Annotated in this window: 23 protein-coding genes; 14 read left to right on the top strand and 9 right to left on the bottom strand. The window is 67.5% G+C overall.

Going from position 1 to position 25,059, the window contains the following annotated elements; genetic code table 11:
- The first annotated feature begins 48 nt into the window (after positions 1-48).
- The gene (locus AC5P7S_RS11150) at positions 49-348 is read left to right on the top strand and encodes a DUF2388 domain-containing protein (RefSeq protein WP_095378805.1); all 300 of its coding nucleotides are present in this window, start codon (positions 49-51) and stop codon (positions 346-348) included.
- A 39-nt stretch (positions 349-387) separates the two neighbouring features.
- Positions 388-2,184, top strand: coding sequence for a DUF7844 domain-containing protein (locus tag AC5P7S_RS11145; protein WP_095378808.1), 1,797 nt, complete (start codon positions 388-390; stop codon positions 2,182-2,184).
- Here the strand turns inward: AC5P7S_RS11145 and AC5P7S_RS11140 are convergent.
- Entirely contained in the window at positions 2,162-3,238 is a 1,077-nt protein-coding gene (locus AC5P7S_RS11140; RefSeq protein ID WP_095378810.1) for an ATP-binding protein, read from the bottom strand. The genes AC5P7S_RS11145 and AC5P7S_RS11140 overlap by 23 nt on opposite strands.
- Positions 3,238-3,954 (bottom strand): response regulator, encoded by a 717-nt coding sequence (locus AC5P7S_RS11135; protein ID WP_005416361.1) that lies wholly within the window; start codon positions 3,952-3,954, stop codon positions 3,238-3,240. The genes AC5P7S_RS11140 and AC5P7S_RS11135 overlap by 1 nt, the downstream gene beginning before the upstream one ends.
- Before the next feature lie 129 nt (positions 3,955-4,083).
- Here AC5P7S_RS11135 and AC5P7S_RS11130 point away from each other — a divergent pair, with 129 nt between their 5' ends.
- The 4 genes from AC5P7S_RS11130 to AC5P7S_RS11115 all read left to right on the top strand — a co-directional run bounded on the left by AC5P7S_RS11130 (position 4,084) and on the right by AC5P7S_RS11115 (position 9,567).
- The gene (locus AC5P7S_RS11130) at positions 4,084-5,232 is read left to right on the top strand and encodes an efflux RND transporter periplasmic adaptor subunit (protein ID WP_032954143.1); all 1,149 of its coding nucleotides are present in this window, start codon (positions 4,084-4,086) and stop codon (positions 5,230-5,232) included.
- 36 nt (positions 5,233-5,268) lie between these two features.
- Positions 5,269-8,418 (top strand): multidrug efflux RND transporter permease subunit, encoded by a 3,150-nt coding sequence (locus tag AC5P7S_RS11125; RefSeq protein ID WP_495213631.1) that lies wholly within the window; start codon positions 5,269-5,271, stop codon positions 8,416-8,418.
- Complete coding sequence (locus tag AC5P7S_RS11120) at positions 8,399-8,791, top strand: nuclear transport factor 2 family protein (RefSeq protein ID WP_095378816.1); 393 nt, start codon at positions 8,399-8,401, stop codon at positions 8,789-8,791. The genes AC5P7S_RS11125 and AC5P7S_RS11120 overlap by 20 nt, the downstream gene beginning before the upstream one ends.
- Before the next feature lie 83 nt (positions 8,792-8,874).
- A complete protein-coding gene (locus AC5P7S_RS11115; RefSeq protein WP_005416365.1) occupies positions 8,875-9,567 on the top strand; it encodes a COG3650 family protein in 693 nt (230 codons plus the stop codon).
- 162 nt (positions 9,568-9,729) lie between these two features.
- Here AC5P7S_RS11115 and yeiP read toward each other — a convergent pair whose 3' ends face one another.
- The 5 genes from yeiP to AC5P7S_RS11090 all read right to left on the bottom strand — a co-directional run bounded on the left by yeiP (position 9,730) and on the right by AC5P7S_RS11090 (position 13,302).
- Positions 9,730-10,296: an elongation factor P-like protein YeiP gene (yeiP, locus tag AC5P7S_RS11110; RefSeq protein ID WP_005409468.1), complete on the bottom strand. Its 567-nt coding sequence runs from the start codon at positions 10,294-10,296 to the stop codon at positions 9,730-9,732.
- Between the two features lie 48 nt (positions 10,297-10,344).
- The gene (locus AC5P7S_RS11105; RefSeq protein ID WP_049396115.1) at positions 10,345-11,115 is read right to left on the bottom strand and encodes an SDR family oxidoreductase; all 771 of its coding nucleotides are present in this window, start codon (positions 11,113-11,115) and stop codon (positions 10,345-10,347) included.
- 101 nt (positions 11,116-11,216) lie between these two features.
- On the bottom strand, positions 11,217-12,113 hold the full coding sequence (locus tag AC5P7S_RS11100) for a hydroxymethylglutaryl-CoA lyase (protein WP_095378819.1): 897 nt from the start codon (positions 12,111-12,113) through the stop codon (positions 11,217-11,219).
- The gene (locus tag AC5P7S_RS11095; RefSeq protein ID WP_095378822.1) at positions 12,110-12,511 is read right to left on the bottom strand and encodes a VOC family protein; all 402 of its coding nucleotides are present in this window, start codon (positions 12,509-12,511) and stop codon (positions 12,110-12,112) included. Before AC5P7S_RS11095 ends, AC5P7S_RS11100 begins: the two co-directional genes overlap by 4 nt.
- 2 nt (positions 12,512-12,513) lie before the next feature.
- Entirely contained in the window at positions 12,514-13,302 is a 789-nt protein-coding gene (locus tag AC5P7S_RS11090) for an enoyl-CoA hydratase/isomerase family protein (RefSeq protein ID WP_005416369.1), read from the bottom strand.
- A 119-nt stretch (positions 13,303-13,421) separates the two neighbouring features.
- On the opposite strand from AC5P7S_RS11090, the gene AC5P7S_RS11085 reads away from it, so the two are divergent.
- From AC5P7S_RS11085 to AC5P7S_RS11075, 3 genes are read left to right on the top strand one after another with little or no spacing between them, the layout of a single operon-like run.
- A complete protein-coding gene (locus AC5P7S_RS11085) occupies positions 13,422-13,676 on the top strand; it encodes a FeoA family protein (protein WP_005416370.1) in 255 nt (84 codons plus the stop codon).
- Positions 13,673-15,538 carry a ferrous iron transport protein B gene (gene feoB / locus AC5P7S_RS11080; protein ID WP_095378825.1) on the top strand — a complete coding sequence of 622 codons (1,866 nt, stop codon included), beginning with the start codon at positions 13,673-13,675 and terminating at the stop codon, positions 15,536-15,538. The genes AC5P7S_RS11085 and feoB overlap by 4 nt, the downstream gene beginning before the upstream one ends.
- On the top strand, positions 15,538-15,783 hold the full coding sequence (locus AC5P7S_RS11075) for a DUF6587 family protein (RefSeq protein WP_065177612.1): 246 nt from the start codon (positions 15,538-15,540) through the stop codon (positions 15,781-15,783). The genes feoB and AC5P7S_RS11075 overlap by 1 nt, the downstream gene beginning before the upstream one ends.
- An 85-nt stretch (positions 15,784-15,868) precedes the next feature.
- Here AC5P7S_RS11075 and AC5P7S_RS11070 read toward each other — a convergent pair whose 3' ends face one another.
- Entirely contained in the window at positions 15,869-16,330 is a 462-nt protein-coding gene (locus AC5P7S_RS11070; RefSeq protein ID WP_065177640.1) for a DUF4304 domain-containing protein, read from the bottom strand.
- Positions 16,331-16,474: 144 nt separating this feature from the next.
- On the opposite strand from AC5P7S_RS11070, the gene dapB reads away from it, so the two are divergent.
- The 5 genes from dapB to AC5P7S_RS11045 all read left to right on the top strand — a co-directional run bounded on the left by dapB (position 16,475) and on the right by AC5P7S_RS11045 (position 23,443).
- Positions 16,475-17,194, top strand: a complete 720-nt coding sequence (gene dapB / locus AC5P7S_RS11065) for a 4-hydroxy-tetrahydrodipicolinate reductase (protein ID WP_080375120.1) — start codon at positions 16,475-16,477, stop codon at positions 17,192-17,194.
- Positions 17,195-17,529: 335 nt separating this feature from the next.
- Entirely contained in the window at positions 17,530-18,657 is a 1,128-nt protein-coding gene (carA, locus tag AC5P7S_RS11060) for a glutamine-hydrolyzing carbamoyl-phosphate synthase small subunit (protein WP_095378827.1), read from the top strand.
- A gap of 148 nt (positions 18,658-18,805) precedes the next feature.
- On the top strand, positions 18,806-22,048 hold the full coding sequence (gene carB, locus AC5P7S_RS11055; protein ID WP_065177614.1) for a carbamoyl-phosphate synthase large subunit: 3,243 nt from the start codon (positions 18,806-18,808) through the stop codon (positions 22,046-22,048).
- 8 nt (positions 22,049-22,056) lie between these two features.
- The gene (gene greA, locus AC5P7S_RS11050; RefSeq protein ID WP_026347191.1) at positions 22,057-22,521 is read left to right on the top strand and encodes a transcription elongation factor GreA; all 465 of its coding nucleotides are present in this window, start codon (positions 22,057-22,059) and stop codon (positions 22,519-22,521) included.
- A gap of 4 nt (positions 22,522-22,525) precedes the next feature.
- Complete coding sequence (locus AC5P7S_RS11045; RefSeq protein WP_095378830.1) at positions 22,526-23,443, top strand: phosphoglycerate mutase; 918 nt, start codon at positions 22,526-22,528, stop codon at positions 23,441-23,443.
- Between the two features lie 424 nt (positions 23,444-23,867).
- On the opposite strand, the gene AC5P7S_RS11040 is transcribed toward AC5P7S_RS11045, so the two are convergent.
- Entirely contained in the window at positions 23,868-24,908 is a 1,041-nt protein-coding gene (locus tag AC5P7S_RS11040) for a DUF1176 domain-containing protein (RefSeq protein WP_095378833.1), read from the bottom strand.
- Positions 24,909-25,059: the final 151 nt, after the last annotated feature.

Here is a 25,059-nt window from a genome sequence, read left to right as displayed (position 1 = left end):
TCACGCACCCGTTACGCTCCACGCATCCTCACAACCGGCTTCGAACCGATGACCCGTAAGCTTCTGCTGCTCGCCCTGCTGTCCCTGCCGCTGGCCGGCTTCGCTTCCAGCTTCGCCGGCACCTCGGCCGGTTCGGCCACCGGCGCTTCCTCCGGCTCCTCGGGCAGCAGCTCGGGTGATGACAAGGTGGTGCTGGCCGCGCGCGACGATGCCGCTGCGTTCGTTGCCAGCGACGGCCAGATCCGTGGCGCCCGCCTGCAGGCCGCGCTGGTCCACCTGCGTGAGCAGAGCGCCAGCGCACAGCTGCAGAGCGACCTGGAACTGGCCCGCGCGCTGCTGGCCCGTTGATCCGGCCTTCGGGTATGCCGGCCGCTGGCCGGCAACTGCATGACATCTGCACGGAACGCCGCCACGCTTGGCGTGGCTCTACTGCTGACCGCCCACGTCGCGCCTGCAGCTGATCGCCTGCAGCTTGATCCGTCCGGTCTCGATCCGGCACAGCAGCGGCTCGCCAGCCAGACCCTGGCCGACGTGCAGTCACTATTGCCGGACGGCCTGCTGGCTGCGTTGCCGGCGCAGGTGCGGGTGCGCTGGACGGATGACCTGCCGGCCGATGTGCATGGCCGCACCTTCGCTGGCCGTATCGCGCTGCGCCGGAGTCTGCTGGGCGACAGTGCGCCGGGCGCCCGGCGCGCACGCCGCAGCGCGCTGGTACACGAACTGACGCACGTCGCCGACCGTGGCGGTGCGAACTGGTCGCAGAGCATGCGATGGCGTGACCTCGCGGGTTGGCAGCGCAAGCCCTGGCATCTCGGCCGTGGCGACAACGACTTCCGTGACCGCAGCCCCGATGCGTATGAACTGAAGGACCCGGCCGAGTACCTGGCAGTGAACGCCGAGCATTTCGTGCTCGACAGCGAGTTCGCCTGCCGGCGCCCGGCACTGGCGCGCTGGTACCAGGCCCATTTCGGAACTCCGCCATCGCTGCCGCAGTCGCGCTGCGCGACCGCGTTGCCATTGCTGCAGGCCGAATCGGAAGAGGGGGCGGCATCGCTGCTGCAGCTCGACCCCGCGCGTGTCTACGCCGTGGATTACCTGTTCGCCGAAGGCAGCGCGCAGCCAATGAGCCGCTGGGGCCACAGCATGCTGCGATTGGTGATCTGCAGGCCCGGGCGCGCACCGGGGCCGGACTGCAGGCTGGATCTTGAACTCCACCGCGTGCTGTCCTTCCGCGCGTTCGTGGGCGACGTGCAGATATCCAACTGGCGCGGCTTGACCGGCGGCTACCCGTCGCGGCTGTTCGTGCTGCCGCTGCAGCAGGTGGTGGACGAGTACACCAAGGTCGAACTGCGCGGCCTGCAGTCGCTGCCATTGCGGCTGCAGCGCGATGAGATCGCCAGCCTGCTCGAGCGCACCGCCCAGGTGCACTGGAGCTATGACGGGCGCTATTACTTCGTCAGCAACAACTGTGCGGTGGAGACCGCCAAGCTGCTGCAGGCCGGAGTGCCGCGGCTGGGCGAGGCCGGGCTGGCCCAGCTGAGTCCGCGCGGTCTCAAGCGCCGGCTGGCGCGGCTGGGCATGCTCGACGAGCGGGTACTCACGGACCGCAACGCCGCGCAGGCACAGGGCTATTACTTCGCTTCCGCGCGCGACCACTACCAGCAGTTGTTCACAGTGGCGGCGACCCAGCTGAGCCTGCCCGCCCGCGATGTGCGCGGCTGGTTGAAGCTGCCGGCGGAACAACGGGCACCGTGGCTGCTGAAGGGCGACCTGCGCGCCAGTGCCGGCCTGCTGTTGCTGGAACAGGCCGCACAGCGGCGTGCCGAGCTGCGGGCACGCGATGTGCTCAAGCGGCAGCTGCTTGCTGCTGCGGACAGCGCGGAAACCCGCAGCCTGCGCGGCCTGCTGGCGCAGAGTGGGCAGTGGTTGCGCCCAGGGACGCTGCTGCAGGACGGCGGCTATGGGTTGCCTCTGGGCGACGAGCAGGTACTGCTGTCTGCGGCCGTGGCCACTGCCAGTGCGCAGGCGGTACCGGCATGGCAGGCATTGCGTGTGCAGCTTCGCCAGCAGTTGCCGGCGCGGCAGCGTGAGGAAATGGATGCGATCGACGCCAATCTGGCCGCGCTGGGGGCACACCTGCGCACGCAGGCCGCTGGTCCGGCTACTGGCGCGGCAGTTCGATGACGAAACGGCTGCCGCCGCAGCTGCCGGGCGTGCAGTAGGCATGGCCGCCATGTGCATCGGCGATGGCCTTGACCACCGCCAGGCCGAGCCCGCTGCCACCGCCCTGGCGCGAACGTGAGCCGTCGGCGCGCATGAACGGAGTGAAGATGTCGGCATGCAGTCCCGGATCAATGCCCGGGCCTTCATCCTCGATGGCCACCTGCACATGGCCCGGCGTGTCATGGACAGCGATCCGCACCTTGCCTGAACTGGCATAGCGACGGGCGTTTTCCAGCAGCGCCAGCAGCGCCTGGCGCAGGCGCGTGGGATCACAGTGCGCGTTGTGTTCCTCGCGGCTGGTTTCCAGCTCCAGCACGAAGCCCGCAGCGCGGAACTGCGGGTCGACCAGCGTCATCACCGAATGCACCTCGGCCACCACGTCGGTGCGTGCGCGACGCACGTCCAGCCGTGCGTTGTCGGACAGGCTCAGTACGCGCAGATCTTCAATCAGGCGGGACAGCCCTTCGACCTGGGCGAGCAGGCTGCGGAACTGCGACTCGTCCGGATGGAACACGCCCTCGGCCAGTCCCTGCAGGCGGCCGCGCAGGATCGTCACCGGAGTACGCAGCTCATGTGCGATGGCCGCATGCCACATCGCGCGCTCGCTCTCCATGTGCTGCAGGCGGCGCGCCATCGCATTGAAGTCTTCAACCAGGGTCGCCACTTCGCCCGGCGAATTCTCCTCGACGCTGGCGCGGGCCCCGAGGTCACCGCTGGCGAGGGCACGCACGCTGTCCACCAGCGAATTCAACGGCGACAGGATGCGGTGGGCGAGGCGGAACGAGGCGGCGATGGCCAGCGCCAGGCCGGTCAGGATCACGCCCACCATCCATGCAAGCTCCGGCCCGGTCGGCAACCAGCTTTCCGGCTCTTCGGTACTTCCGGGGAAGAACTCGACCAGCACCGCGTACAGCAGCCACGACGACAGGATCATCATCACGATGACGCCGATCACCATCAGCGACATCGAGACGATGATGTGGCGGCTGAGCCCGGAACGGCGCAGTCGGGCCATCAGCGGTCAGCCATCAACCGGTAGCCGACGCCGCGCACACTGGCCGGAACATTGACCATGCCCACTTCGTCCAGCTTGCGGCGCAGCTTGCTGACATGGCTGTCGACAGTGCGCTCCAGCGCTTCGCTTTCCGGCAGGCATTCGTGCATCAGCTCGCTGCGGCTGAAGATGCGGGTCGGTGCCAGCGCCATGCAGTGCAGCAGCTTGAACTCGGTGAGCGTGAGCAGCACTTCGTGACTGTAGCCTTCGCCCTCCACGTGCACGGCGTGGGTGGCCGAGTCGATCAGCAGCGGGCCGACGCGCAGCGCAGTGGGCGCGTCCACGCGCGAGGCGCGCAGCGTACGCCGCAGCACCGCGCGCACGCGCGCCGCTACCTCGGCCGGGTTGAACGGCTTGACCACGTAGTCGTCGGCACCCATGCGCAGCGCGGTCAGCTTGTCGAGGTCCTGGTCCAGCGCGGTCAGCATGATCACCGGCGTCTCACCACGCTGGCGCAACTGGGTCAGCACGCTCCAGCCATCCAGGCGTGGCAGCTGTACATCGAGCAGGACCAGGTCGGGGCGGGCGCTGCGATGCAGGTCCAGTGCGCTATGGCCATCGGCCGCGCGCAGCGTGCGCAGTCCTTCGCGTTCCAGGTAGGCGCTGAGAATATCGGCGATCTCGGCCTCATCCTCGACGATCAGGACGAGAGCGGCGAGGGCGGGGGAGGCATGCATGCAGGGGCGGGGCCGTAAGGTGCTTGCCTCCATCGTATCTCCACAGTTCCTCCATCGAAACCCCATCATTGCCACGCACACTGCGCGCTTCAGAACCTATCCGCCGCCTGCGCGGCATTGTGCACAGCAATGAGAACCTTCAGGACACCGGTCGCGTTGATCGCGGCCCTCGCCCTGGCCATGACGGCCTGCTCAACCCCCGAAGCCACTCCCGAAGCCGCACCGCGTGTCAGCGTGATCACCGTCGGCCCACAGGTGGTGCAGCGTGACGACGAACTGCCCGGCCGCGTGGCCGCCGTGCGCACCGCGCAGATCCGCGCGCAGGTGGGCGGCATCGTGCAGCGCCGGCTGTTCGACCAGGGGGCCGAAGTGAGCGCCGGCCAGGCCCTGTTCCAGATCGACCCGGCCGCGTTCCGGGCCGACGTCGATTCGGCACTGGCTGCCCTGCAGCGCAGCGAGGCCGCGCTGGGCCGCAGCCGCGTGCAATCGCAGCGCCTGCATGCGCTGGCCGCCGCACAGGCGGTCAGCCAACAGCATCGCGACGATGCCAGCGCCGAATACGAGCAGGCCCGTGCCGCAGTGAACGAAGCGCGCGCGATCCTGTCCCGTCGCCAGCTCGATCTGCGTTACGCGACGGTCAGTGCACCCATTGCCGGCCGTATCGACCAGGCGCTGGTGACCGAAGGTGCGCTGGTCGGCGTGGCTGATGCCGAGCCGATGGCGGTGGTGCAGCAGATCGACCAGGTCTACGTTGATGTGCGCCAACCGGCGGCGCAGCTGGAGTCGCTGCAGCGCAGTGCCGCCGGTGATGGCGAGCTGCCGGTGACGATCATCGGTGCCAGCGGCAAGCCACTGCCCGAACGCGGCCAGCTGCTGTTCTCCGGCATCAATGTCGATGCGCGAACCGGTGATGTCATCCTGCGCATCCTGGTCGACAACCCGCAGCGGCAGCTGCTGCCCGGCATGTACGTGCGCGCGAGGGTGCCACGTGGCGCGCCCGCCAGTGCATTGACCGTGCCGCAGCAGGCCGTGCTGCGCAGTGCCGGTGGCCAGGCCTATGCCTGGGTGATCGGTGGCGATGGCAAGGCGGTGATCCGCACGCTGGAAGTGGACGGTAGTGTCGATCGCCAATGGCTGGTGCGCACGGGCCTGAAGGCGGGCGAAAAGGTGGTGGTCGAAGGCCAGGAACGCCTGCAGGAAGGCGTGGTGGTCGATGCGCGCGACTGGCAGATGCCGGTTGCCAGCGCCGGTGCAGTACAGGCCGGCAGCAAGGGCTGAGCCTGTTCCGGGCCGGTCCCTCCAGGAAAATCCAACATGGCACGTTTCTTCATCGATCGCCCGGTGTTCGCCTGGGTGCTGGCGATCTTCATCATCCTGGCCGGCGTGCTGGCGATCCCGCGGCTGGCGGTGGAGCGCTATCCAGCAGTCGCCCCGCCCAGCGTCAGCATCTATGCCAGCTACCCGGGTGCCAGCCCGCAGACGCTGAATGATGCCGTGGTTGGCCTGATCGAGCGCGAGCTGTCCAGCGTCAAGCACCTGCTGTACTTTGAGTCGTCGGTGGACACGTCCGGCGAAGCGTCGATCACTGCCACCTTCAAGCCCGGCACCAATCCGGAGCTGGCGCAGGTGGACGTGCAGAACCGGATCAAGGCGATCGAACCACGGCTGCCGCGCAGCGTGCGCCAGAACGGCCTGTTCGTGGAGGCCGCTGATTCCGGCTTCCTGATGCTGGTCGGCCTGCGTTCGCCCGATGCCAGCGTCAGCGAGGCCGCGCTGGGCGATTTCATGGCGCGCAACATCATCGAAGAGCTGCGCCGTATCGATGGCGTCGGCCGCGTGCAGTTGTTCGGTGCCGAGCAGGCGATGCGCGTGTGGCTGGACCCGACCCGGTTGACCGGCTACGGCCTGACAATGGGCGATGTGGCAACCGCGATCGAGCAGCAGAATCTGGAGATTTCGCCAGGACGCATTGGTGATTCGCCGGGTGTTCCAGGCCAGCGCATCACCGTGCCGCTCAGTGCCGACGGCCAGTTGTCCACGCCCGAACAGTTCGCGGCGATCGTACTGCGTGCCGGCGCCGACGGTTCACGGGTGGTGCTGGGTGATGTCGCCCGCGTCGAGCTGGGCGCGCAGAGCTATGCCTGGGGCACCCGCGAGGACGGCCATCCAGCCACCGCCGCCGGCGTGCAGCTGCGCCCGGGCGCGAACGCGGTGCGTACCGCTGCGGCGGTGCGTGAGCGCATTGCTGAGCTGGCGCCCCTGCTGCCGCGCGGGGTGGAAGCGAGCATCCCGTTCGACACCGCGCCGTTCGTGAAGATCTCGATTCAGAAGGTGGTGCAGACCCTGCTGGAGGCGATGCTGCTGGTGTTCGCGGTGATGTACCTGTTCCTGCAGAACTGGCGTTACACGCTGATCCCGGCGTTGGTCGCACCGATCGCGCTGCTGGGTACGTTCGCGGTGATGCTGGCGCTGGGCTTCTCGATCAACGTACTTACCATGTTCGGCATGGTGCTGGCCATCGGCATCATCGTCGACGACGCGATCGTGGTGGTCGAGGGCGTGGAACGGATCATGGCCGAGGAGGGCCTGCCGCCGCGCGAGGCCACCATCAAGGCGATGCGTGAACTGACCGGCGCAGTGATCGGCATTACCCTGGTGCTGACTGCGGTGTTCATCCCGATGGCGCTGGCCAGCGGTTCGGTGGGCGCGATCTACCGCCAGTTCACCGTGGCGATGGCGGTGTCGATCCTGTTCTCTGCGCTGCTGGCCCTGAGCGTGACGCCGGCGCTGTGCGCGACCCTGCTGCGCCAGGCCACCCACGGCCATCACGGTCGCGGCGGGCTGTTCGGCGCCTTCAACCGGGGCTTCGAGCGGATGACCGGGCGTTACCAGCGTGGTGTGGCGTCGGTGCTGCAGCGGAGCGGGCGGGTGATGGGCGTGTTCGCCGCGCTGGTGGCGGCGTTGCTGCTGGGACTGCACTGGCTGCCGGGTGCATTCCTGCCGGAAGAAGACCAGGGCTATTTCATGACCTCGATCCAGCTGCCGGCCGAGGCGACGGCCGAGCGTACGCTGGCCGTGGTCGAAGCCTACGAACGGCACGTGGCCTCGCGTCCGGGCATCGGCTCCAACCAGTCGATCCTCGGCTACAGCTTTTCCGGTTCCGGCCCGAGTGCGGCGCTGACCTACACCATGCTGAAGGACTGGGGTGAGCGCGCAGGCGCAACCGCGGCCGGTGAGGTGGAGGCCGCGCAGCAGGCGATGGCCACGGTTGCCGAGGGTGAGGTGATGAGCGTGATGCCGCCGGCCATCGACAGCCTGGGTCGTTCCTCCGGCTTCTCACTGGCCCTGCAGGCGCGTACCGGGCAGGGCCAGGCCGAACTGCGCGCAGCCCTGCAGCAGCTGCTGAAGCTGGCCGAAGCCAGCCCGTTGCTGTCGGAGGTGCATGCCGATGGCCTGCCAGCCGGCACCAGCGTGCGGCTGGAGATCGACCGCGCCAAGGCCGAGGCGATGGGCGTGGGCTTCGAGCACATCAGCAGCACGCTGTCGGCGGCCATGGGCTCGCAGTACGTCAACGACTTCCCCAACAAGGGACGGCTGCAGCAGGTGATCCTGCAGGCCGATGCGCCGCACCGGATGGAGCTGGAAGACGTGCTGAAGCTGTACGTGCGCAACAGCGAGGGCGGCATGGTGGCGTTGTCCGAGCTGGTCACCCCGCACTGGACCGAGGCGCCGTTGCAGCTGCAACGCTATCTTGGTTTCCCGGCGCTGAACCTGTCCGGCGCCCCGGCCTCTGGCGTGTCGACCGGCCAGGCCATGGCGGAGATGGAGCGGTTGGCCGAAAAGCTGCCGTCCGGCTTCGCCCTGCAATGGACCAGCCAGTCGCTGCAGGAGCGTGAGTCGGGGGCGCAGGCGCCGTGGCTGCTGCTGTTGTCGATGCTGGTGGTGTTCCTGGTGCTTGCCGCGCTGTACGAGAGCTGGTCGATTCCGTTGGCGGTGCTGCTGGTGGTGCCCCTGGGCCTGCTTGGCGCGGTCGCCGCGGTGCTGTTGCGCGGCATGCCCAACGACGTGTTCTTCAAGGTCGGCATGATCACCGTGATCGGGCTGTCGGCGAAGAACGCGATCCTCATCGTCGAATTCGCGCGGCAGCTGCAGCAGCAGGGGCGCGGCCTGGTTGAAGCAGCGCTGGAGGCGGCGCGGCTGCGCCTGCGTCCGATCGTGATGACCTCGCTGGCGTTCGCGCTGGGCGTGGTGCCACTGATGCTGGCGCAGGGCGCGTCGAAGGAAACCCAGCAGGCAATTGGAACCGGCGTGTTCGGCGGCATGGTCAGTGCGACCGTGCTGGCGGTGTTCTTCGTGCCGGTCTTCTATGTAGTGGTGCAGGGCGCGCGGCAGTGGATCGCGCAGCGCCTGCGCAGGCGCCGGCCGATGCCGGGAGGAACCGTGGATGGAACGGAACATCGTTGAAGATCTGCATGAGCAGCAGTTGATGGCGCTGGAGCAGCGCCTGTGCGCAGCGCTGCTGGATAACAATCACGATGCGTTGAACGCGCTGGTATCGCCGGCCCTGTTCCTGATGGACGGCCACGGTGGCCGCATGCTCGATCTGCCGTGGCTGGGTGATTGGTTGGCCGGTGACCTGCAGGTACGAAGCCTGCAGCTGCACGCGGTGGAAACGCTGCTGTGTGGCCGTCTGGCGTTGCTGTCCAGCGACGTGCGGATGTCGGTGTGGCGGCAGGGCCGGGAGCGTGAACTGAAGCTGCGCCTGTTGCGGGTCTGGACCTGCAGTTCCGGCGGCAGTGGCGCGCAGCTGCTGTCGATGGCGGTGCTGGCCGCATGAGTGCGGTCAGGCCGTTTTCAGGCCCTGCTCACCGCGAGGTGGTAGGGTCGAGCATTCCTGTAGTGTCGACAAGGAGTCGAGCCATGCGTGTAGTTCCCAGTCTGTTGGCAGCCTCCCTGGGGTTGGTCCTGGCCGCGTGCCAGCCGGCCCAGGCACCCGCGGCGGGCAGCAATGACCCCTCGCCTGCCACGCCGAAGCCGAGCGCCAACACGGAAGGTGGCAGCGAGACCGCCTACCAGTGTGGTGATCTGAGCGTGCGCGCGACCTTCAATGGCGAGGATGCTGCCACGGTGGTGATCGGCGAGCGTAGCTTCGCCATGACCTCCGAGCGCGCGGCATCCGGCGCCAAGTACAGCGATGGCCTTGGCAACAGCTTCTGGACCAAGGGCAGCGATGATGGCCTGCTGAGCCTGAAGGGCGAGCCGGATCGCGAGTGCCATGCGGTGGAAGCTGGCGAAGGCGATGGCAGCGCCGGCAATGCCGCGTTCCGTGCCACCGGCAATGAACCGGGATGGCTTGCAGTCGTCGATGGCGATATGCCGGGCCTGCAGGTGGAAGTTGACTATGGCGAGCGCCGCTTTGACGTGGCCAAGCCAACCAAGGGTGCCGACGGCTGGAGCGGCAAGGCGTCCGATGGTACCGACGTCAAGCTAAGTTTCCAGCGCACTACCTGCCAGGACGATATGAGCGGGGAGGCGTTCGAGGCGAAGGTGATGCTGACCGTCGGTACCCGCCAGTACCACGGCTGCGGCAATTTCGGCGCGAAGCAGCCGTAAGTTACCTGTAGAGCCGAGCCCACGCTCGGCTGCAGTACCTGTCCAACCCACCGCAGCCGAGCACGGGCTCGGCTCTACACAACTACTGTCAGCGATGCGCTGCTTGCTGCCTGCGGCGAACTTGCCGCAGGCAGCGATCGGCAGGCGATCGGCGCAGGGTGCTCAGTCGGCACGGCCGGCGAATTCGCCGGTGGCGGTGTTCACCAGCACGCGCTCGCCGTTGACGATGTACTCCGGCACCATGATCTCGATGCCGGTGTTGAGCTTGGCCGGCTTCGGGCGCTTGGTGGCGGTGCCACCCTTCAGTTCCGGCGGCGTCTCGATCACTTCCAGCACCACGGAGGCCGGCAGCTGGATCGCCACCGGCTGCTCGTCGATCACCTGCACGTAGATGCCGGTCAGGCCGTCGGTGATGTAACCGGCGTCATCGCCGATCACGTCCGCATCCAGGGTGTACGGGGTGTAGTCCTCGTCATCCAGGAACACGAAGGCATCGCCGTCCTTGTACGAATAGGTGGACTGGCGGCGCAGCAGTTCGACCTCGACCAGGTTGTCGTCGGCATCGAAGCTGGCGTCGAGCTTGTTGCCGCCCGGCACGCTGTACATGATGAAGCGGAAGCGGACGTTGCCGCCGCGACCCTGAGGCGAGCTGCGCTCGATGTCGCGGATCTGGTACACGCCGTTGTTGTACTCGACGACGTTGCCCTTCTTGATGTCGTTGGCTTTCATGGTGATCTAGGTCGTTGGGGGAGGGCGCCGTCCCGGCGCCCGGGGGAATCACTTCGGAGCGAGGCGGGTAGCGCCGTCCAGGCGGATGGTCTCGCCGTTGAGGTAGGTGTTGCCAAGGATGAAGCCGACCAGGCTGGCGAAGTCTTCCGGCTTGCCCAGGCGCGACGGGAACGGGATCGAGGCGGCCAGCGACTGCTGCACGGCTTCGGGCATGCCGTCCACCATTGGCGTCCAGAACACGCCGGGAGCAATCGTATTGACGCGGATGCCGAAGCGCGACAGTTCGCGCGCCATCGGCAGCGTCATCGAGACCACGCCGCCCTTGCTGGCGGCATAGGCGGCCTGGCCGATCTGGCCTTCATAGGCAGCGATGCTGGCGGTGTTGATGATGACGCCGCGCTCGCCGTCGGTGCCGGCCTCGTTGTGCTGCATGCGGTTGGCCGCGGCCTTGGCCACGTTGAAGCTGCCGACCAGGTTGACCATCACCGTGCCCTGGAAGCCGGCCAGCGGCATTGGGCCTTCCTTGCCCAGCACGCGGCCGGCGCCGAGGATGCCGGCACAGTTCATCGCCACGTTCAGGCCGCCGAGGAATTCGTGGGCCTGGTCGATGGCCGTTGCAACCGCCGCTTCATCGCTGACGTTGACGTTGAAATAGCGGGCCTTGTCGGCACCCAGTCCGGCGACGGCGGCAGCGCCCTTGTCATCGTTGAGGTCGAACAGGGCCACCTTGCCGCCCTGGGCGACGAGGTGCTGGGCCACGGCCAGGCCGAGGCCGGAGACGCCGCCAGTGATCACGGCACGTACGGAAGACAGCTGCATTGAACGGTCCTGCAGGTTCGAGAACCGCCGATTCTAACGGAAGCGGCGACCGTCGCCGTTGTGCACTGCGCCGCCCCGGCAGGAGCGGCGCAGCGGGGTGCTCAGCCGGCCGCTGCGAGCGCCTGTCCGGTGCGGCTGGCGGTGGCACGGCCGAGCAGGCCGGCCAGCCAGCGGCCGGTCTCGGCCAGTGCCGGCAGGTCCACGCCGCTGTCCAGGCCCAGGCCCTGCAGCAGATAGACCACATCCTCGCTGGCGACGTTGCCGCTGGCGCCCTTGGCATACGGGCAGCCACCGGCGCCGGAGACCGCGCTGTCGACCACGCGCACGCCTTCTTCCAGGCAGGTGGCGATGTTGGCGATGGCCTGGCCGTAGGTGTCGTGGAAGTGCACGGCCAGTGCCGTCATCGGAATCTCGGCGGCAACCGCCTGCAGCATCGCCCGTGCCTTGCGCGGGGTGCCGACGCCGATGGTGTCGCCCAGTGAGATTTCGTAACAACCCATCTGGTGCAGGGCGCGCGCCACCCGCACCACGTCGGCCAGCGGCACCTCGCCCTGGTAGGGGCAGCCGAGTGCGGTGGAGACATAGCCGCGCACGCGCACGCCATCGGCGGCGGCGCGGCGCAGGATCGGCTCGAACCGGGCCAGCGATTCGTCGATGCCGGCATTGGTATTGGTACGGTTGAAGGCCTCGGAGGCGGCGGTGAACACCGCCACTTCCTCCACGCCCACCGCACGGGCGCGGTCGTAGCCCTGTTCGTTCGGCACCAGTACCGGGTAGTGCACGCCCGGCCGGCGCTGGATGCCGGCATAGACCTCGGCGGCGTCGGCCAGTTGCGGGATCCACTTCGGGCTGACGAAACTGGTCGCCTCGATGCTGCGCAGGCCGGTGGCCGACAGGCGGTTGATCAGTTCGATCTTGTCGGCGGTGGACACCGACTGCTTTTCGTTCTGCAGCCCATCACGCGGGCCGACCTCGACGATGCGGACGTAATCGCTCATGCGGCTGCCCCATCGGACGGACGGTGGCAGACCGCTTCGATGTTGTTGCCGTCCGGGTCGAGCACGAAGGCGGCGTAGTAATCCGGGTGGTACCACGGGCGCAGGCCCGGGGCGCCGTTGTCGCGGCCACCGGCGGCGAGAGCGGCGGCGTGGAAGGCGTCCACCTGCGCGCGGCGGGTGCAGGCAAAGGCCACGTGCACGCCGTGACTGGTGGTGCCGCCATTGCCGAGCCAGAAGAACGGCTTGCCGTCGCTGCCGAAGCCGATGTGGTCGTGGTCACCGGTTTCTTCGGCGCTCACTTCCATCACGACGTCGATCTGCAGCGGCGCCAGTGCCTGCAGGAAGAAGGTCCTGCTGCGCGCCAGGTCGGCGCTGGTCAAACCAAGATGATCGAGCATGTTCAGGCTTCCGTGACCCAGTGGGGGGCGCGCTTGTCGAGGAAGGCGCCCAGGCCTTCCTGGCCCTCGGCGGACACCCGCAGGCGCGCGATCAGGGCGGCATTATCCCGATCCAGCGCGTCGCGGTCATGGCTGTCGCGGACCTGCCGCACCAGCTGCTTGGCGGTGGACGAGGCGATCGGGCCGGCCTTGTCGAGCAGGGCCAGCTGGCGTTCCAGGGCTTCGTCCAGGCGTTCGGGCTCGACCAGCTGGTGGACCAGGCCGATGCGCAGCGCGGTGTCGGCATCGAAGTGCTCGCCGGTGGCGAACCAGCGCCGCGCCTGGCGCGGGCCGATGGCCTCGATCACGTAGGGCGAGATCACCGCCGGCAGCAGGCCGAGGCGGCTTTCGGTCAGGCCGAAGCGGGCCGAGGTGCTGGCGATGGCGATGTCGCAGCAGGCGACCAGGCCGACGCCGCCCCCGAAGGCGGCGCCATGGACCCGGGCCAGGGTCGGCTTGGGCAGCTCGTCCAGGGTGCGCATCAGCCGCGCCAGGGCCAGCGAGTCCTCGCGGTTGTCGGCCTCGCTGGCGGCGGCCATGCCGCGCATCCACTGCATGTCGGCACCGGCCGAGAAGGAAGCGCCGTGACCGGCGACCACCACGGCCCGGACCGAATCATCGCCGCCGGCGGCTTCCAGTGCGGCAGTCAGCCGGGCGATCAGGCTGGCGTCAAAGGCGTTGTGCAGCTCCGGCCGGTTCAGCCAGAGGGTGAGGACAGCGCCACGGCGCTCGATCTGCAAAGCATCGTTCATGGGATTCCAGGGTCACTCCATACCTGTATGGATCATAGCGGGCCATTGGTCATGGGCCATGACGCGACGCGGGAATGTTAGAATCGAGAACCATTTACATCCAGCAGAGAACACGCTAGATGACGCTGTCCGAACTGCCGCTGCACACCTCGGCCGTGGTCGAGTCCGTGCAGGACCTGCATGCCAACGATGCCATTGCCCGTCGCCTGCGCGAGCTGGGTTTCGTGAATGGCGAGGAAGTACGCTTGGTGGCCAAGGGCCCGGTGGGGGGCGAGCCGCTGCTGGTGCAGGTCGGGTTCACCCGGTTCGCGCTGCGGATCAGTGAAGCCAAGCGCGTCGTGGTCGACGCTGCCAGCCAGGAACGACGTGCATGACCGCCACTGTCTCCGCCTCACCGCTGCGCATCGCGCTGGTCGGGAACCCCAACAGCGGCAAGACCGCGCTGTTCAACCAGCTGACCGGCAGCCGGCAGAAGGTCGCCAACTACACCGGCGTCACCGTAGAGCGCAAGGAAGGTCGCCTGCGCGCGCCGTCCGGCCGCGAATTCGCCGTGCTCGACCTGCCGGGTGCCTACAGCCTGCATCCGGCCAGCCTGGATGAGGCGATCACCCGTGACCTGTGCCGGGGCTTCTACCCGGGCGAAGCTGCGCCGAACGTGCTGCTGTGCGTGATCGACGCCACCAACCTGCGCCTGCACCTGCGCTTCGCGCTGGAGCTGCGTGAGCTGGGCAAGCCGATGGTGGTCGCCCTGAACATGGTCGATGCGGCCCAGCGCCGTGGCATCCAGGTGGACGTGGCCGCGCTGGAGCGCGAGCTGGGCGTACCGGTGGTGGAGACCGTAGCGGTGCGCAAGCAGGGTGCCAAGGCCCTGGTCGAACGCCTCGATGCGATGGTGCCGCACCTGGATGCACCGGTGCCGGGCCCGGAAGGTGGCATCGACTACCACGCCAAGGTGCGCGAGATCCTGTCGGTCGCCGTGCGGATGCCGGCGCGGACCGCGAAGATCGACGACGCGCTGGACCGCTGGCTACTGCACCCGGTGTTCGGGCTGATCAGCCTTGCAGTGGTGATGTTCCTGATCTTCCAGGCGGTGTACGCCTGGGCGACGCCGTTGATGGATGGCATCGAGGCTGGCTTCGCCTGGCTCAGTGCTCTCGTTGGCAGCGTGTTGCCAGAGGGTCCGCTGGCCAGCCTGCTGACCGATGGCATCATCGCCGGCGTCGGTGGCGTGGTGGTGTTCCTGCCCCAGATCCTGATCCTCTTCTTCTTCATCCTGGTGCTGGAGGAATCTGGCTACCTGCCACGTGCGGCGTTCCTGCTCGACCGCATGATGGCCGCCGCCGGCCTGTCCGGCCGCTCGTTCATCCCGCTGCTGTCCAGCTTCGCCTGCGCGGTGCCGGGCATCATGTCCACGCGCAGCATCCAGGACCCGCGTGACCGCCTGGCCACCATCCTGGTCGCACCGCTGATGACCTGCTCGGCGCGCCTGCCGGTGTACGCCCTGCTGATCGGTGCGTTCATTCCGCAGAAGACGGTGTGGGGGGTGTTCAACCAGCAGGGCCTGGTCCTGTTCGGCCTGTACGCCGCCGGCATCCTCAGTGCGCTGGCGATGTCCTGGATCATGAAGAAGTGGCGCCGCGACAAGAGCGAGCATCCGCTGATGCTGGAGCTGCCGTCGTACCGCCTGCCACATGTGCGTGACCTGGCGGTCGGCCTGTATGAGCGCGGCATGATCTTCCTAAAGCGCGTCGGCGGCATCATCCTGGCGCTGACCATCCTGCTGTGGGTGCTGCTGTCGTTCCCGGCGGCACCGGCCGATGCCACGATGCCAGCCATCGACTACAGCTACGCCGGCCAGATCGGCCATGCGATGGCGGTGTTCTTCGCGCCGCTGGGCTTCAACTGGCAGATCTGCATCGCGCTGATCCCGGGCCTGGCCGCGCGTGAGGTGGCGGTATCTTCGCTGGCCACCGTGTATGCGCTGTCGGCCGCCGATGACGATGCCGCCAGCCAGGCGCTGACCCCGCTGATCAGCGATGGCTGGTCGCTGGCGACCGCGCTGTCGCTGCTGGTCTGGTACATCTACGCCCCGATGTGCATCTCGACGCTGGCGACCATCAAGCGCGAGACCAACTCGTGGAAGCAGATGGGCTTTGCCGCGTTCTACCTGTTTGCCGCGGCTTACGTGGCCGCGCTGATCACCTACCAGGTGACCAAGGCGCTGGGAGGCGGCTGATGGATACCGGGCTGCTGATCCAGTACCTGATCATCGCGGTGGCCGTGCTGGTCAGTGCCTGGGTGGTACTGAAGAAGCAGTTCCCGGGTACCGTGCGCACGCTGCGCGGGGCCTTGGCGCTGGCCCTGCTGAAGCCGGGTCGCGCGGCCTGGCTGCAGGCGCTGGGGCGGAAGATCGCGCCGCCGGCCAGTGGGGGTGGCGGTGCCTGTGGGGGGTGCGACAGCTGCGGGCCGACCAAGAAGTAGCGTCCAGCCATGCTCAACCGCGGCTGTCCGGAGGTCGCGAACTTTCGACCTGTCGATGCGAAGCTTGGTTCGCACGCGCCGGGGTTCAGACCTCTCTGCGGATGATCGCGCGGAAGTTCCCGCCCTGATTCAATCGCCGCACCGATTCCCGGTTTCCATGGGCTGCTGCGAAACCCGCCACGTCGGCCAGGGCATCGAGCAGCAGGGCCTTCAGCGCGTCGCGGTTGCCGGCCTCCAGCAGGTCATCAAGATCCTGCTGGATGAAGGTCCGGCGCAGGCCCGGCGTTTCTTCGATCCGCCAGTCGACATGGGGCGTGGGAATGCTGGAGCGGTACCGGAAAGCCGTTTCAAGATCGTCAGGCGCGAGGGGATACGCGAGCAGCTCTGGAAAGTAGAGTCCAGCATTCACATAGAAGCCCCGGCTTTCGCTGGCGCGCTGGTGATTAACGACAAGCAGGGCGGCATCCAGCAAGCGGTAGCGCGTGGTCGACGTCCCGGCATAACCGGTCTTCCTGGCGCATTTGCTGAAGACGGTCGAGGATTTCATGGGGTTTTGCCCGGGCTGAGGGAAGGGCCACAGACTTGAAGGGGAGCGTTGCCGCGTCCAGTGGCAAACCCGTCACCGCAGGGGCATGCAGCATCGCAGCGATGGCGCTTGCCGGAGCGGGCGTGCTGCCGCTAGCCTGCAGGCATGAACCAGACTCCCCTGCGATTGCTCATTCACGGTGCCTCCGGGCGCATGGGCCAAGCCCTGCTGCGGCTGGCCGCCGAACATTCCGAAACCCTGCAGATCGTGGCCGCCGTGACCGGTCGCGCGCCGGCCCAGCGCGTAGTCGACGGTGTGCCGTTCTTCGCGGCCAGCGAACTGCCCGGTGCGCCGGTGTTCGACGTGGCCATTGACTTCAGCCTGCCGGAGGGCTTCGACCCGCTGCTGGCGCTGTGCGTGGATCGCGGGGCAGGGCTGGTGTCGGGTACCACCGGCATTTCCAGCACGCAGCGCCAGGCGTTGGATGCGGCAGCGGCGAAGATCCCGCTGGTATGGGCCTCGAACTTCAGCCTGGGCGTGGCGGTACTGGACGAACTGGTGGAGCGCGCGGCGCAGGCGCTGGCCGGCTGGGACTGCGACATCGTCGAATCGCACCACACCCAGAAGAAGGACGCGCCATCGGGCACTGCATTGACCCTGGGCGCGGCCGCGCAGCGGGGCGGGGCGGAGCCGCACTACGCCAGCCTGCGCGCCGGCGACATCGTAGGCGAGCATCTGGTGCAGTTCACCGGGCTGGGCGAGCGCATCGAGCTGGTACACCGGGCCACCAATCGCGACATCTTCGCCCGCGGCGCCCTGTTTGCCGCCCGCCAGCTGCAGGGCCGGGCCCCGGGCAGCTACCGCGTGCGGGACCTGCTGCAGTAAGGCGGGCTGATTCCTGGGGCTGGATCCCTTTCCAGCGGAGAGGGCTCTGACCCCATCCGAGGGCGCCTGGGGTCAGAGCCTTTCCCATTCGGGAATGGATCCGACCCCGCCTCCGGCCCGCATACACCGCCGGATTGAAATGAATGCGCAATCGCCTGTTCACAATGCGCGATAACCGCTGGCGTGAGCGCCCCGGCAGCGCTACAATTCGCACTCGCCGAATCACGAAAGCCGGACCGGTCCCAGACCGTACGTCCGCGCTTTTTTGCAACCGGATTTCCGTGAAGCGCAGGCGTGACTTCGGCAGCCCCCTCGGTAGCCAAAGTGAGATTCCCGTGACCCAAGCCGCAATCCTCGTCCTCGAAGACGGCACCGTATTCGAGGGCGAATCCGTAGGCGCGCCCGGCCTGTCCGTCGGTGAAGTGGTGTTCAACACCGCCATGACCGGCTATCAGGAAGTGTTGACCGACCCGTCCTACGCCCGGCAGATGGTCACGCTGACCTATCCGCATATCGGCAACACCGGCATGACCGACCAGGACGACGAAGCGTCCAAGGTGTGGTCGGCCGGCCTGATCGTGCGCGACGTTCCGCGCCGCCCCAGCAACTGGCGCAGCCAGGTGTCGCTGCAGGACTGGCTGATCCAGCGTGGCGTGGTCGCCATCGCCGGCATCGACACCCGCAAGCTGACCCGCATCCTGCGCGAGAAGGGTGCGCAGAACGGTGCGCTGATGGCCGGCGACATCGACGTGGAAAAGGCACTGGAAGCCGCCCGCAAGTTCCCGGGGCTGAAGGGCATGGATCTGGCCAAGGTCGTCACTACCGAGAAGACCTACACCTGGACCGAGGGCCAGCTGGACCTGGATGCCAACGCCTTCGTCAGCGTGCCGGCCAAGTACAAGGTCGTGGCCTACGACTTCGGCGTGAAGACCAACATCCTGCGCATGCTGGCCGAGCGCGGTTGCGAAGTGACCGTGGTGCCGGCGCAGACCCCGGCCGCCGAGGTGCTGGCACTGAAGCCGGACGGCGTGTTCCTGTCCAACGGCCCGGGTGACCCGGAACCGTGCGACTACGCCATCGAAGCGATCAAGACCTTCATCGACGTGAAGATCCCGACCTTCGGCATCTGCCTGGGCCACCAGCTGCTCGGCCTGGCCTCGGGCGCGCAGACCATGAAGATGGGCCACGGCCACCACGGTGCCAACCATCCCGTGCAGGACGTGGACAGCGGCCGGGTGATGATCACCTCGCAGAACCACGGTTTCGCGATCGATGAAGCAACCCTGCCGCCGACCCTGCGCGTGACCCACCGTTCGCTGTTCGACGGCACCAACCAGGGCGTCGCCCGCACCGACGTGCCGGCGTTCTCGTTCCAGGGCCATCCGGAAGCGTCGCCCGGCCCGCACGACGTCGGCCCGCTGTTCGACCGCTTCGTGGTGCTGATGGAGCAGGCCAAGGCGTGATCAGTACGCCGCCGGCCTGCCGGTGGCGTCGCGATGGACCGTAAACCCCGCATCGCTGCTGCCCCCGGCGCGGCGCTGCGGATCAAGATTCCTTATCGACAGCGTGCGATCACCCCCCTTGTCACGCTGTACTGACTTAGAGAAGAAAATGCCCAAGCGCACTGACCTCAAGACCATCCTCATCATCGGTGCTGGCCCGATCGTCATCGGCCAGGCCTGCGAGTTCGACTACTCCGGTGCCCAGGCCTGCAAGGCCCTGCGTGACGAGGGTTACCGCGTGGTGCTGGTCAACAGCAACCCGGCCACGATCATGACCGACCCGGAGATGGCCGACGCCGTCTACATCGAGCCGATCAACTGGCAGACGGTCGAGAAGATCATCGCCAAGGAAAAGCCCGATGCGCTGCTGCCGACCATGGGTGGCCAGACCGCGCTGAACTGCGCGCTGGACCTGGCCGACCACGGCGTGCTGGAGAAGTACAACGTCGAACTGATCGGCGCCAAGCGCGAAGCGATCCGCATGGCCGAAGACCGCGAGCTGTTCCGCGTGGCCATGGGTGAGATCGGCCTGGAGTGCCCGACTGCCGCCGTCGCCCACACCCTGGACGAAGCGCTGGAAATCCAGACCCGCGTCGGCTATCCGACCATCATCCGCCCCAGCTTCACCCTGGGCGGCAGCGGTGGCGGCATTGCCTACAACCGCGAAGAGCTGGTCGAGATCGTCAGCCGCGGCCTGGAACTGTCGCCGACCACCGAAGTGCTGGTGGAAGAGTCGGTGCTGGGCTGGAAGGAATTCGAGATGGAAGTGGTCCGCGATACCGCGGACAACTGCATCATCGTCTGCTCGATCGAAAACCTGGACCCGATGGGCGTGCACACCGGTGACTCGATCACCGTGGCCCCGGCCCAGACCCTGACCGACAAGGAATACCAGCGCCTGCGCGATGCCTCCATCGCCGTGCTGCGCAAGATCGGCGTCGATACCGGTGGCTCGAACGTGCAGTTCGGCATCAACCCGAAGACCGGCCGCGTGGTCGTCATCGAGATGAACCCGCGCGTGTCGCGTTCCTCGGCGCTGGCTTCCAAGGCCACCGGCTTCCCGATCGCCAAGGTCGCCGCCAAGCTGGCCGTGGGCTACACCCTGGACGAACTGAAGAACGAAATCACCGGCGGCCTGACCCCAGCCTCGTTCGAGCCGTCCATCGACTACGTCGTCACCAAGATCCCGCGCTTCGCCTTCGAGAAGTTCCCGGCCGCCGATGCCCGCCTGACCACCCAGATGAAGTCGGTGGGCGAGGTGATGGCGATGGGCCGCACCTTCCAGGAGTCGGTGCAGAAGGCCCTGCGTGGCCTGGAAACCGGCAAGGTCGGCTTCGACCCGACCGGCCTGGACCTGGGCAACGAAGACGACCTGCAGACCCTGCGTCGCGAGCTGAAGGCGCCGGGCCCGGAGCGCCTGTTCTATGTGGCCGATGCGTTCCGCGCCGGCATGAGCGTGGAAGAGATCTACGCACTGTCGTTCATCGATCACTGGTTCCTGGACCAGATCGAGGAAATCATCGCGGCCGAAGCCGAAGTCGCTGCCGGCGGCATCGATGCGCTGGATGCCGCACGCCTGCGCAAGCTGAAGCGCGCTGGCTTCTCCGACGCGCGCCTGGCGCAGCTGACCGGCACCAACGAAGCCGCCATCCGCGCGCTGCGTCGTGCGCACAAGGTGCGCCCGGTCTACAAGCGCGTGGACTCCTGTGCCGGTGAGTTCTCCACCGGTACCGCCTACCTGTACTCGACCTACGAGGACGAGTGCGAGGCCGCGCCGAGCAACCGCGACAAGATCATGATCCTGGGCGGTGGCCCGAACCGCATCGGCCAGGGCATCGAGTTCGACTACTGCTGCGTGCACGCGGCACTGGCGCTGCGCGAGGATGGCTATGAAACCATCATGGTCAACTGCAACCCGGAAACCGTGTCGACCGACTACGACACCTCCGACCGCCTGTACTTCGAGCCGCTGACCCTGGAAGACGTGCTGGAAATCGTCGAACTGGAACAGCCGAAGGGCGTGATCGTGCAGTACGGCGGCCAGACCCCGCTGAAGCTGGCGCGCGCGCTGGAAGCCAACGGCGTGCCGGTGATTGGCACCAGCCCGGACTCGATCGACCTGGCCGAAGACCGCGAGCGCTTCCAGCAGCTGGTGGACAAGCTGGGCCTGAAGCAGCCGCCGAACCGCATCGCCCGCAATGATCAGGAAGCCCTGCTGCTGGCCCGCGAGATCGGCTACCCGCTGGTGGTGCGCCCGAGCTACGTGCTGGGCGGCCGTGCCATGGAAATCGTCTACGGCGAAGCCGACCTGGCCCGTTACGTGCGCGACGCTGTGAAGGTGTCCAACGATTCGCCGGTGCTGCTGGACCGCTTCCTCGACAATGCTGTCGAGTGCGACGTCGACATCATTGCCGACAAGGATGGCAACGTCCTGATCGGTGGCGTGATGGAGCACATCGAAGAAGCTGGCGTGCACTCGGGCGATTCCTCGTGCTCGCTGCCGCCGTATTCGCTGTCGGCTGAAACCCAGGCCGAACTGCGCCGCCAGGTGGTGGAGCTGGCCAAGGCCCTGAACGTGGTCGGCCTGATGAACACCCAGTTCGCGATCCAGACCAGCGACGAGGGTGCCGACACCATCTACCTGCTGGAAGTGAACCCGCGTGCCTCGCGCACCGTGCCGTTCGTGTCCAAGGCCACCGGCATGGCGCTGGCGAAGATCGCCGCCCGTTGCATGGCTGGCAAGAGCCTGGCCGAGCAGGGCGCGACCAAGGAAATCGTGCCGGACTACTACTCGGTGAAGGAAGCGATCTTCCCGTTCGCCAAGTTCCAGGGCGTCGATCCGATCCTCGGGCCGGAGATGCGCTCCACCGGCGAGGTGATGGGCGTCGGCCGCACCTTCAACGCCGCCTTTGCGCGTGCGCAGGAAGCCGGTGGCATCAAGGCACCGCCGGTCGGCAAGGCCTTCGTCTCGGTCCGCGACCCGGACAAGAAGCGCGTGCTGCCGGTGGCCAAGGCGCTGCTGGCGCGTGGCTACAGCCTGGTCGCCACCCGTGGCACCGCCGCGTGGCTGCAGCAGCACGGCATGGACTGCGAGATCATCAACAAGGTGGTCGAAGGCCGTCCGCACATCGTCGACTCGATCAAGAACGGCGAGATCGTCTACATCGTCAACACGACCGAAGGTCGTTCGGCGATCAACGACTCGTTCTCGATCCGCCGCGAGGCGCTGCAGCATCGCGTCACCTACTCGACCACCATTGCCGGCGCCAAGGCGCTGGTGGATTCACTGGAATTCCGCGGCACCGGCCCCGTCTGGTCGCTGCAGGAGCTGCACAAGGAGTTGAATGCATGAGAGCCCCCATCACCATGAAGGGCGCGCAGAAGCTGCGCGACGAACTGGATCACCTGAAGTCGGTCAAGCGCCCGAAGGTCATCGCCGCCATTGCCGAAGCGCGTGAGCACGGTGACCTGAAGGAGAATGCCGAGTACCACGCCGCGCGCGAGGAACAGGGCTTCATCGAAGGCCGCATCAAGCAGCTGGAGGGCGAGCTGTCGCACGCCGAGATCATCGACGTGAGCAAGCTCAATGCCGGCTCCAAGGTGGTGTTCGGCGCCAGCGTGACGCTGGCCGACGTGGAAACCGACGAAGAGAAGAAGTACCAGATCGTCGGTGACCTGGAAGCGGACATCAAGCTGGGCCTGATCGCGATTTCCTCGCCGGTGGCGCGGGCGATGATCGGCAAGCTGGAAGGCGATTCGATCGTGATCGACGCCCCGGCCGGCCAGCGCGAGTACGAGATCGTCAGCGTCAGCTACGTGGACTGACCGCGTGGCGACGGCGACCCTGCTGTTGCCTGCACGCAGCCGCTTTGCCGCGGCTGCGCTGCCGGACGATGTGGCACGCGCGCTCGGCCGTGCCACGACGGTGCAGGTCGTGCCGGGCGAGCGCGCGCAGCTGACACGCCATTTCTCGGTTGCCGCGCCGCACTGGCCGGTGGCCGCGTTGACCCGCCAGCGCGACGTCGGCGATGCCGCCGGCGCCAGCTGGCTGCGTGCCGATCCGGCCTGCATGGTGCCGGACATGCACGGCGCGCGGATGATGGCCTACGGCGAAACACTGCGGCCGACGCTGGCCGACAGCCTCGCGTTGCTGCCGGTGCTGCAGCCATTGTTCGCCGATGCCGGCTTCGTGCTCGACGCACCCGATCCCTCGCGCTGGTACCTGCGGCTGCCGATCAACAGCGAGCTGCCGGACTTCGACAGCCCCGACGAGGTCCTCGGCGATGACCTGTTCTCGCATCTGCCCGAAGGCGAGGGCGGTCGTCGCTGGCGGGCGCTGATGACCGAGGCGCAGGTGCTGCTGCACAACCATTCCTGGAACCAGCAGCGTGCCGCACAGGGACAACAGCCGATCAATTCGCTGTGGTTCTGGGGCGGTGGCGTGATGCCGGTGTCGGTCAGCACGCCGCACGCGCAGGTGCGCAGCCGGGACGCGCTGCTGCAGGGCCTGGCCCTGGCGGCTGGTGTGGCCGTGGATGGCGAGCAGGCGGTGGATGCGCTGGTCGACCTGCGCCAGCTGCGCTCTTTGCAGCAGCTCGGCAATGATGCGATCCGGCCGCTGCTGGCCGCGCTCAAGCGTGGCGAACTGCAGCGGCTGGTACTGGACTTCGAGGACGGCCTGCAGTTCCAGCTGGACCGTGGCCAGCGCTGGCAGTTCTGGAAGAAGCCGCGCCAGCTGCACGATTGAGCGGGGCCTCGGCCGAGCGGGGTCGGATCCGTTTTCCATCGGAGAACGGCTCTGATCCCCCAGGGTATGCCGGGGTTGCCGGCCAGCTGCCGGCACTACCGCAGGAAGCGGCGCCTCAACGGACCTCGCTGACCACCGTCGGCAGCGTCCAGTGCCCGATGGCGGCGACCGATCGGGGTCGGATCCGTTTTCCATCGGAAAACGGCTCTGACCCCCAGGGTTTGCCGGGGTTGCCGGCCAGCGGCCGGCACTACCGCAGGAAGCGGCGCCTCAACGAAGCTCGCTGACCACCGTCGGCAGCGTCCAGTGCCCGATGGAGGCGACCGAGCTGGGTCGGATCCGTTTTCCATCGAAAAATCGCTCTGACCCCGATGTTTGCCGGGGTTGCCGGCCAGCGGCCGGCACTACCGCAGGAAGCGGCGCCTCAACGGACCTCGCTGACCACCGTGGGCAGCGTCCAGTGCCCGCCGAGCATATTGCGACACTGGCCCGTCGTGAAATCGCTGCTCTTGACGAAGCGCTCGCCGTCCCACACCCAGTCATTGGCAGAGATGCAATCGCCGACACCGCGGCCTCGGTAACGGCCTCGCAACGTAGCGTCATCGCGGTCAAAATCTTCGGCGAGGTTGGTGACAAAAGTCGCCTGGTACGGCGATTTGTCTCGCACCACCCAGTAGGCGTTGCTCATGTTGTAGGCACCCACGAAGCAGCTGGTGCTTGCCAGCACATGTTGGGCGTCCAGTCGCTGGATCTCGATTTCATCTGTCCCGCCCTCGCTCAGGCGGCCGCACTCATCCGGCTTGGGCAGGCTGGCGATCAGTGCCTTGCGCAGGCCCGGTGCTTTCGCCAGTGCCGCGTCCGAGGCGCGCGGTGCCACCAGCGTGCCGCGCACGATCACTGGCACCGGCAACGCCGCAGGCACGCTTGCGTCGGGCTTGTCGCCACGCCGCACCAGCGCACCGGGGGTGCCCAGCCGGCCCTGTGCCTCGTCCATCTTCAGCAGTACGGCCGCTGCACCGCGGTCGGAGATCGGCCAGGCCTTGCCCTTGCCGTCGATGATCTCGATGCGTGCCTGGCGCGGCAGTGCGGCGACCAGTGCATCGGTCTGTGCCTGCTGCAACAACACTTTGTCCCCGTCGCCGGTGTCGCGCACCGGGCCCAGGTCCTTGCCGTTCAGGCGCAGGCGCAGTGCCCCGGTCGGCGTCGGGCTTTCGCCATCCTCGCCATTGCGCAGCCGCGCGATCACCTTCGCACCCGGGCCGCCGGCGCGCTCAAGCATCAGGCTGAGCAGGTTGCCGGGTTCTTCCGGACTGTAGCCGGCGGCGCGGCAGGTGCGGGTGTTGTCACAGGCCAGCGACCAGTCGTTGTGTTCGAATTCGACCCCGGGCCTGGGCTCAGGCGTCGCGGAGTGGGCGGCCGGGGCCACGGTGAGTGCCATCAGCGCGGTCAGCAGGGTGCGGGTCATGGATGGAAGTCCGTTCCAGGGCAGGCAAGCATGGAAGATGCGGTCGTGAAATCCAAATGCTGCTGGCCGAAGAGCCAGGTTGCCTCGTCAGCAGCGGCAGCCGACCGGGGGAGCGGTGCACGTTATGATGTGCGGGTCTTTCGTAACCGGC

It is taken from the genome of Stenotrophomonas sp. YJH_SMC_32, assembly GCF_059369975.1.
Note: the sequence above shows the minus strand (reverse complement) of the source record. Positions and strands in the feature narration are given on the sequence as shown.

Coding starts and splice junctions, on each gene's coding strand:
- AC5P7S_RS11095 (WP_095378822.1), bottom strand. CDS start 12,511: ATGCTCGATCATCTTGGTTTGACCAGCGCCGACCTGGCGCGCAGCAGG.
- carB (WP_065177614.1), top strand. CDS start 18,806: ATGCCCAAGCGCACTGACCTCAAGACCATCCTCATCATCGGTGCTGGC.
- AC5P7S_RS11115 (WP_005416365.1), top strand. CDS start 8,875: ATGCGTGTAGTTCCCAGTCTGTTGGCAGCCTCCCTGGGGTTGGTCCTG.
- AC5P7S_RS11090 (WP_005416369.1), bottom strand. CDS start 13,302: ATGAACGATGCTTTGCAGATCGAGCGCCGTGGCGCTGTCCTCACCCTC.
- yeiP (WP_005409468.1), bottom strand. CDS start 10,296: ATGAAAGCCAACGACATCAAGAAGGGCAACGTCGTCGAGTACAACAAC.
- AC5P7S_RS11120 (WP_095378816.1), top strand. CDS start 8,399: ATGGAACGGAACATCGTTGAAGATCTGCATGAGCAGCAGTTGATGGCG.
- AC5P7S_RS11145 (WP_095378808.1), top strand. CDS start 388: ATGACATCTGCACGGAACGCCGCCACGCTTGGCGTGGCTCTACTGCTG.
- AC5P7S_RS11140 (WP_095378810.1), bottom strand. CDS start 3,238: ATGGCCCGACTGCGCCGTTCCGGGCTCAGCCGCCACATCATCGTCTCG.
- AC5P7S_RS11135 (WP_005416361.1), bottom strand. CDS start 3,954: ATGCATGCCTCCCCCGCCCTCGCCGCTCTCGTCCTGATCGTCGAGGAT.
- AC5P7S_RS11150 (WP_095378805.1), top strand. CDS start 49: ATGACCCGTAAGCTTCTGCTGCTCGCCCTGCTGTCCCTGCCGCTGGCC.
- AC5P7S_RS11130 (WP_032954143.1), top strand. CDS start 4,084: ATGAGAACCTTCAGGACACCGGTCGCGTTGATCGCGGCCCTCGCCCTG.
- AC5P7S_RS11125 (WP_495213631.1), top strand. CDS start 5,269: ATGGCACGTTTCTTCATCGATCGCCCGGTGTTCGCCTGGGTGCTGGCG.
- dapB (WP_080375120.1), top strand. CDS start 16,475: ATGAACCAGACTCCCCTGCGATTGCTCATTCACGGTGCCTCCGGGCGC.
- AC5P7S_RS11105 (WP_049396115.1), bottom strand. CDS start 11,115: ATGCAGCTGTCTTCCGTACGTGCCGTGATCACTGGCGGCGTCTCCGGC.
- AC5P7S_RS11085 (WP_005416370.1), top strand. CDS start 13,422: ATGACGCTGTCCGAACTGCCGCTGCACACCTCGGCCGTGGTCGAGTCC.
- AC5P7S_RS11040 (WP_095378833.1), bottom strand. CDS start 24,908: ATGACCCGCACCCTGCTGACCGCGCTGATGGCACTCACCGTGGCCCCG.
- AC5P7S_RS11075 (WP_065177612.1), top strand. CDS start 15,538: ATGGATACCGGGCTGCTGATCCAGTACCTGATCATCGCGGTGGCCGTG.
- feoB (WP_095378825.1), top strand. CDS start 13,673: ATGACCGCCACTGTCTCCGCCTCACCGCTGCGCATCGCGCTGGTCGGG.
- AC5P7S_RS11070 (WP_065177640.1), bottom strand. CDS start 16,330: ATGAAATCCTCGACCGTCTTCAGCAAATGCGCCAGGAAGACCGGTTAT.
- AC5P7S_RS11100 (WP_095378819.1), bottom strand. CDS start 12,113: ATGAGCGATTACGTCCGCATCGTCGAGGTCGGCCCGCGTGATGGGCTG.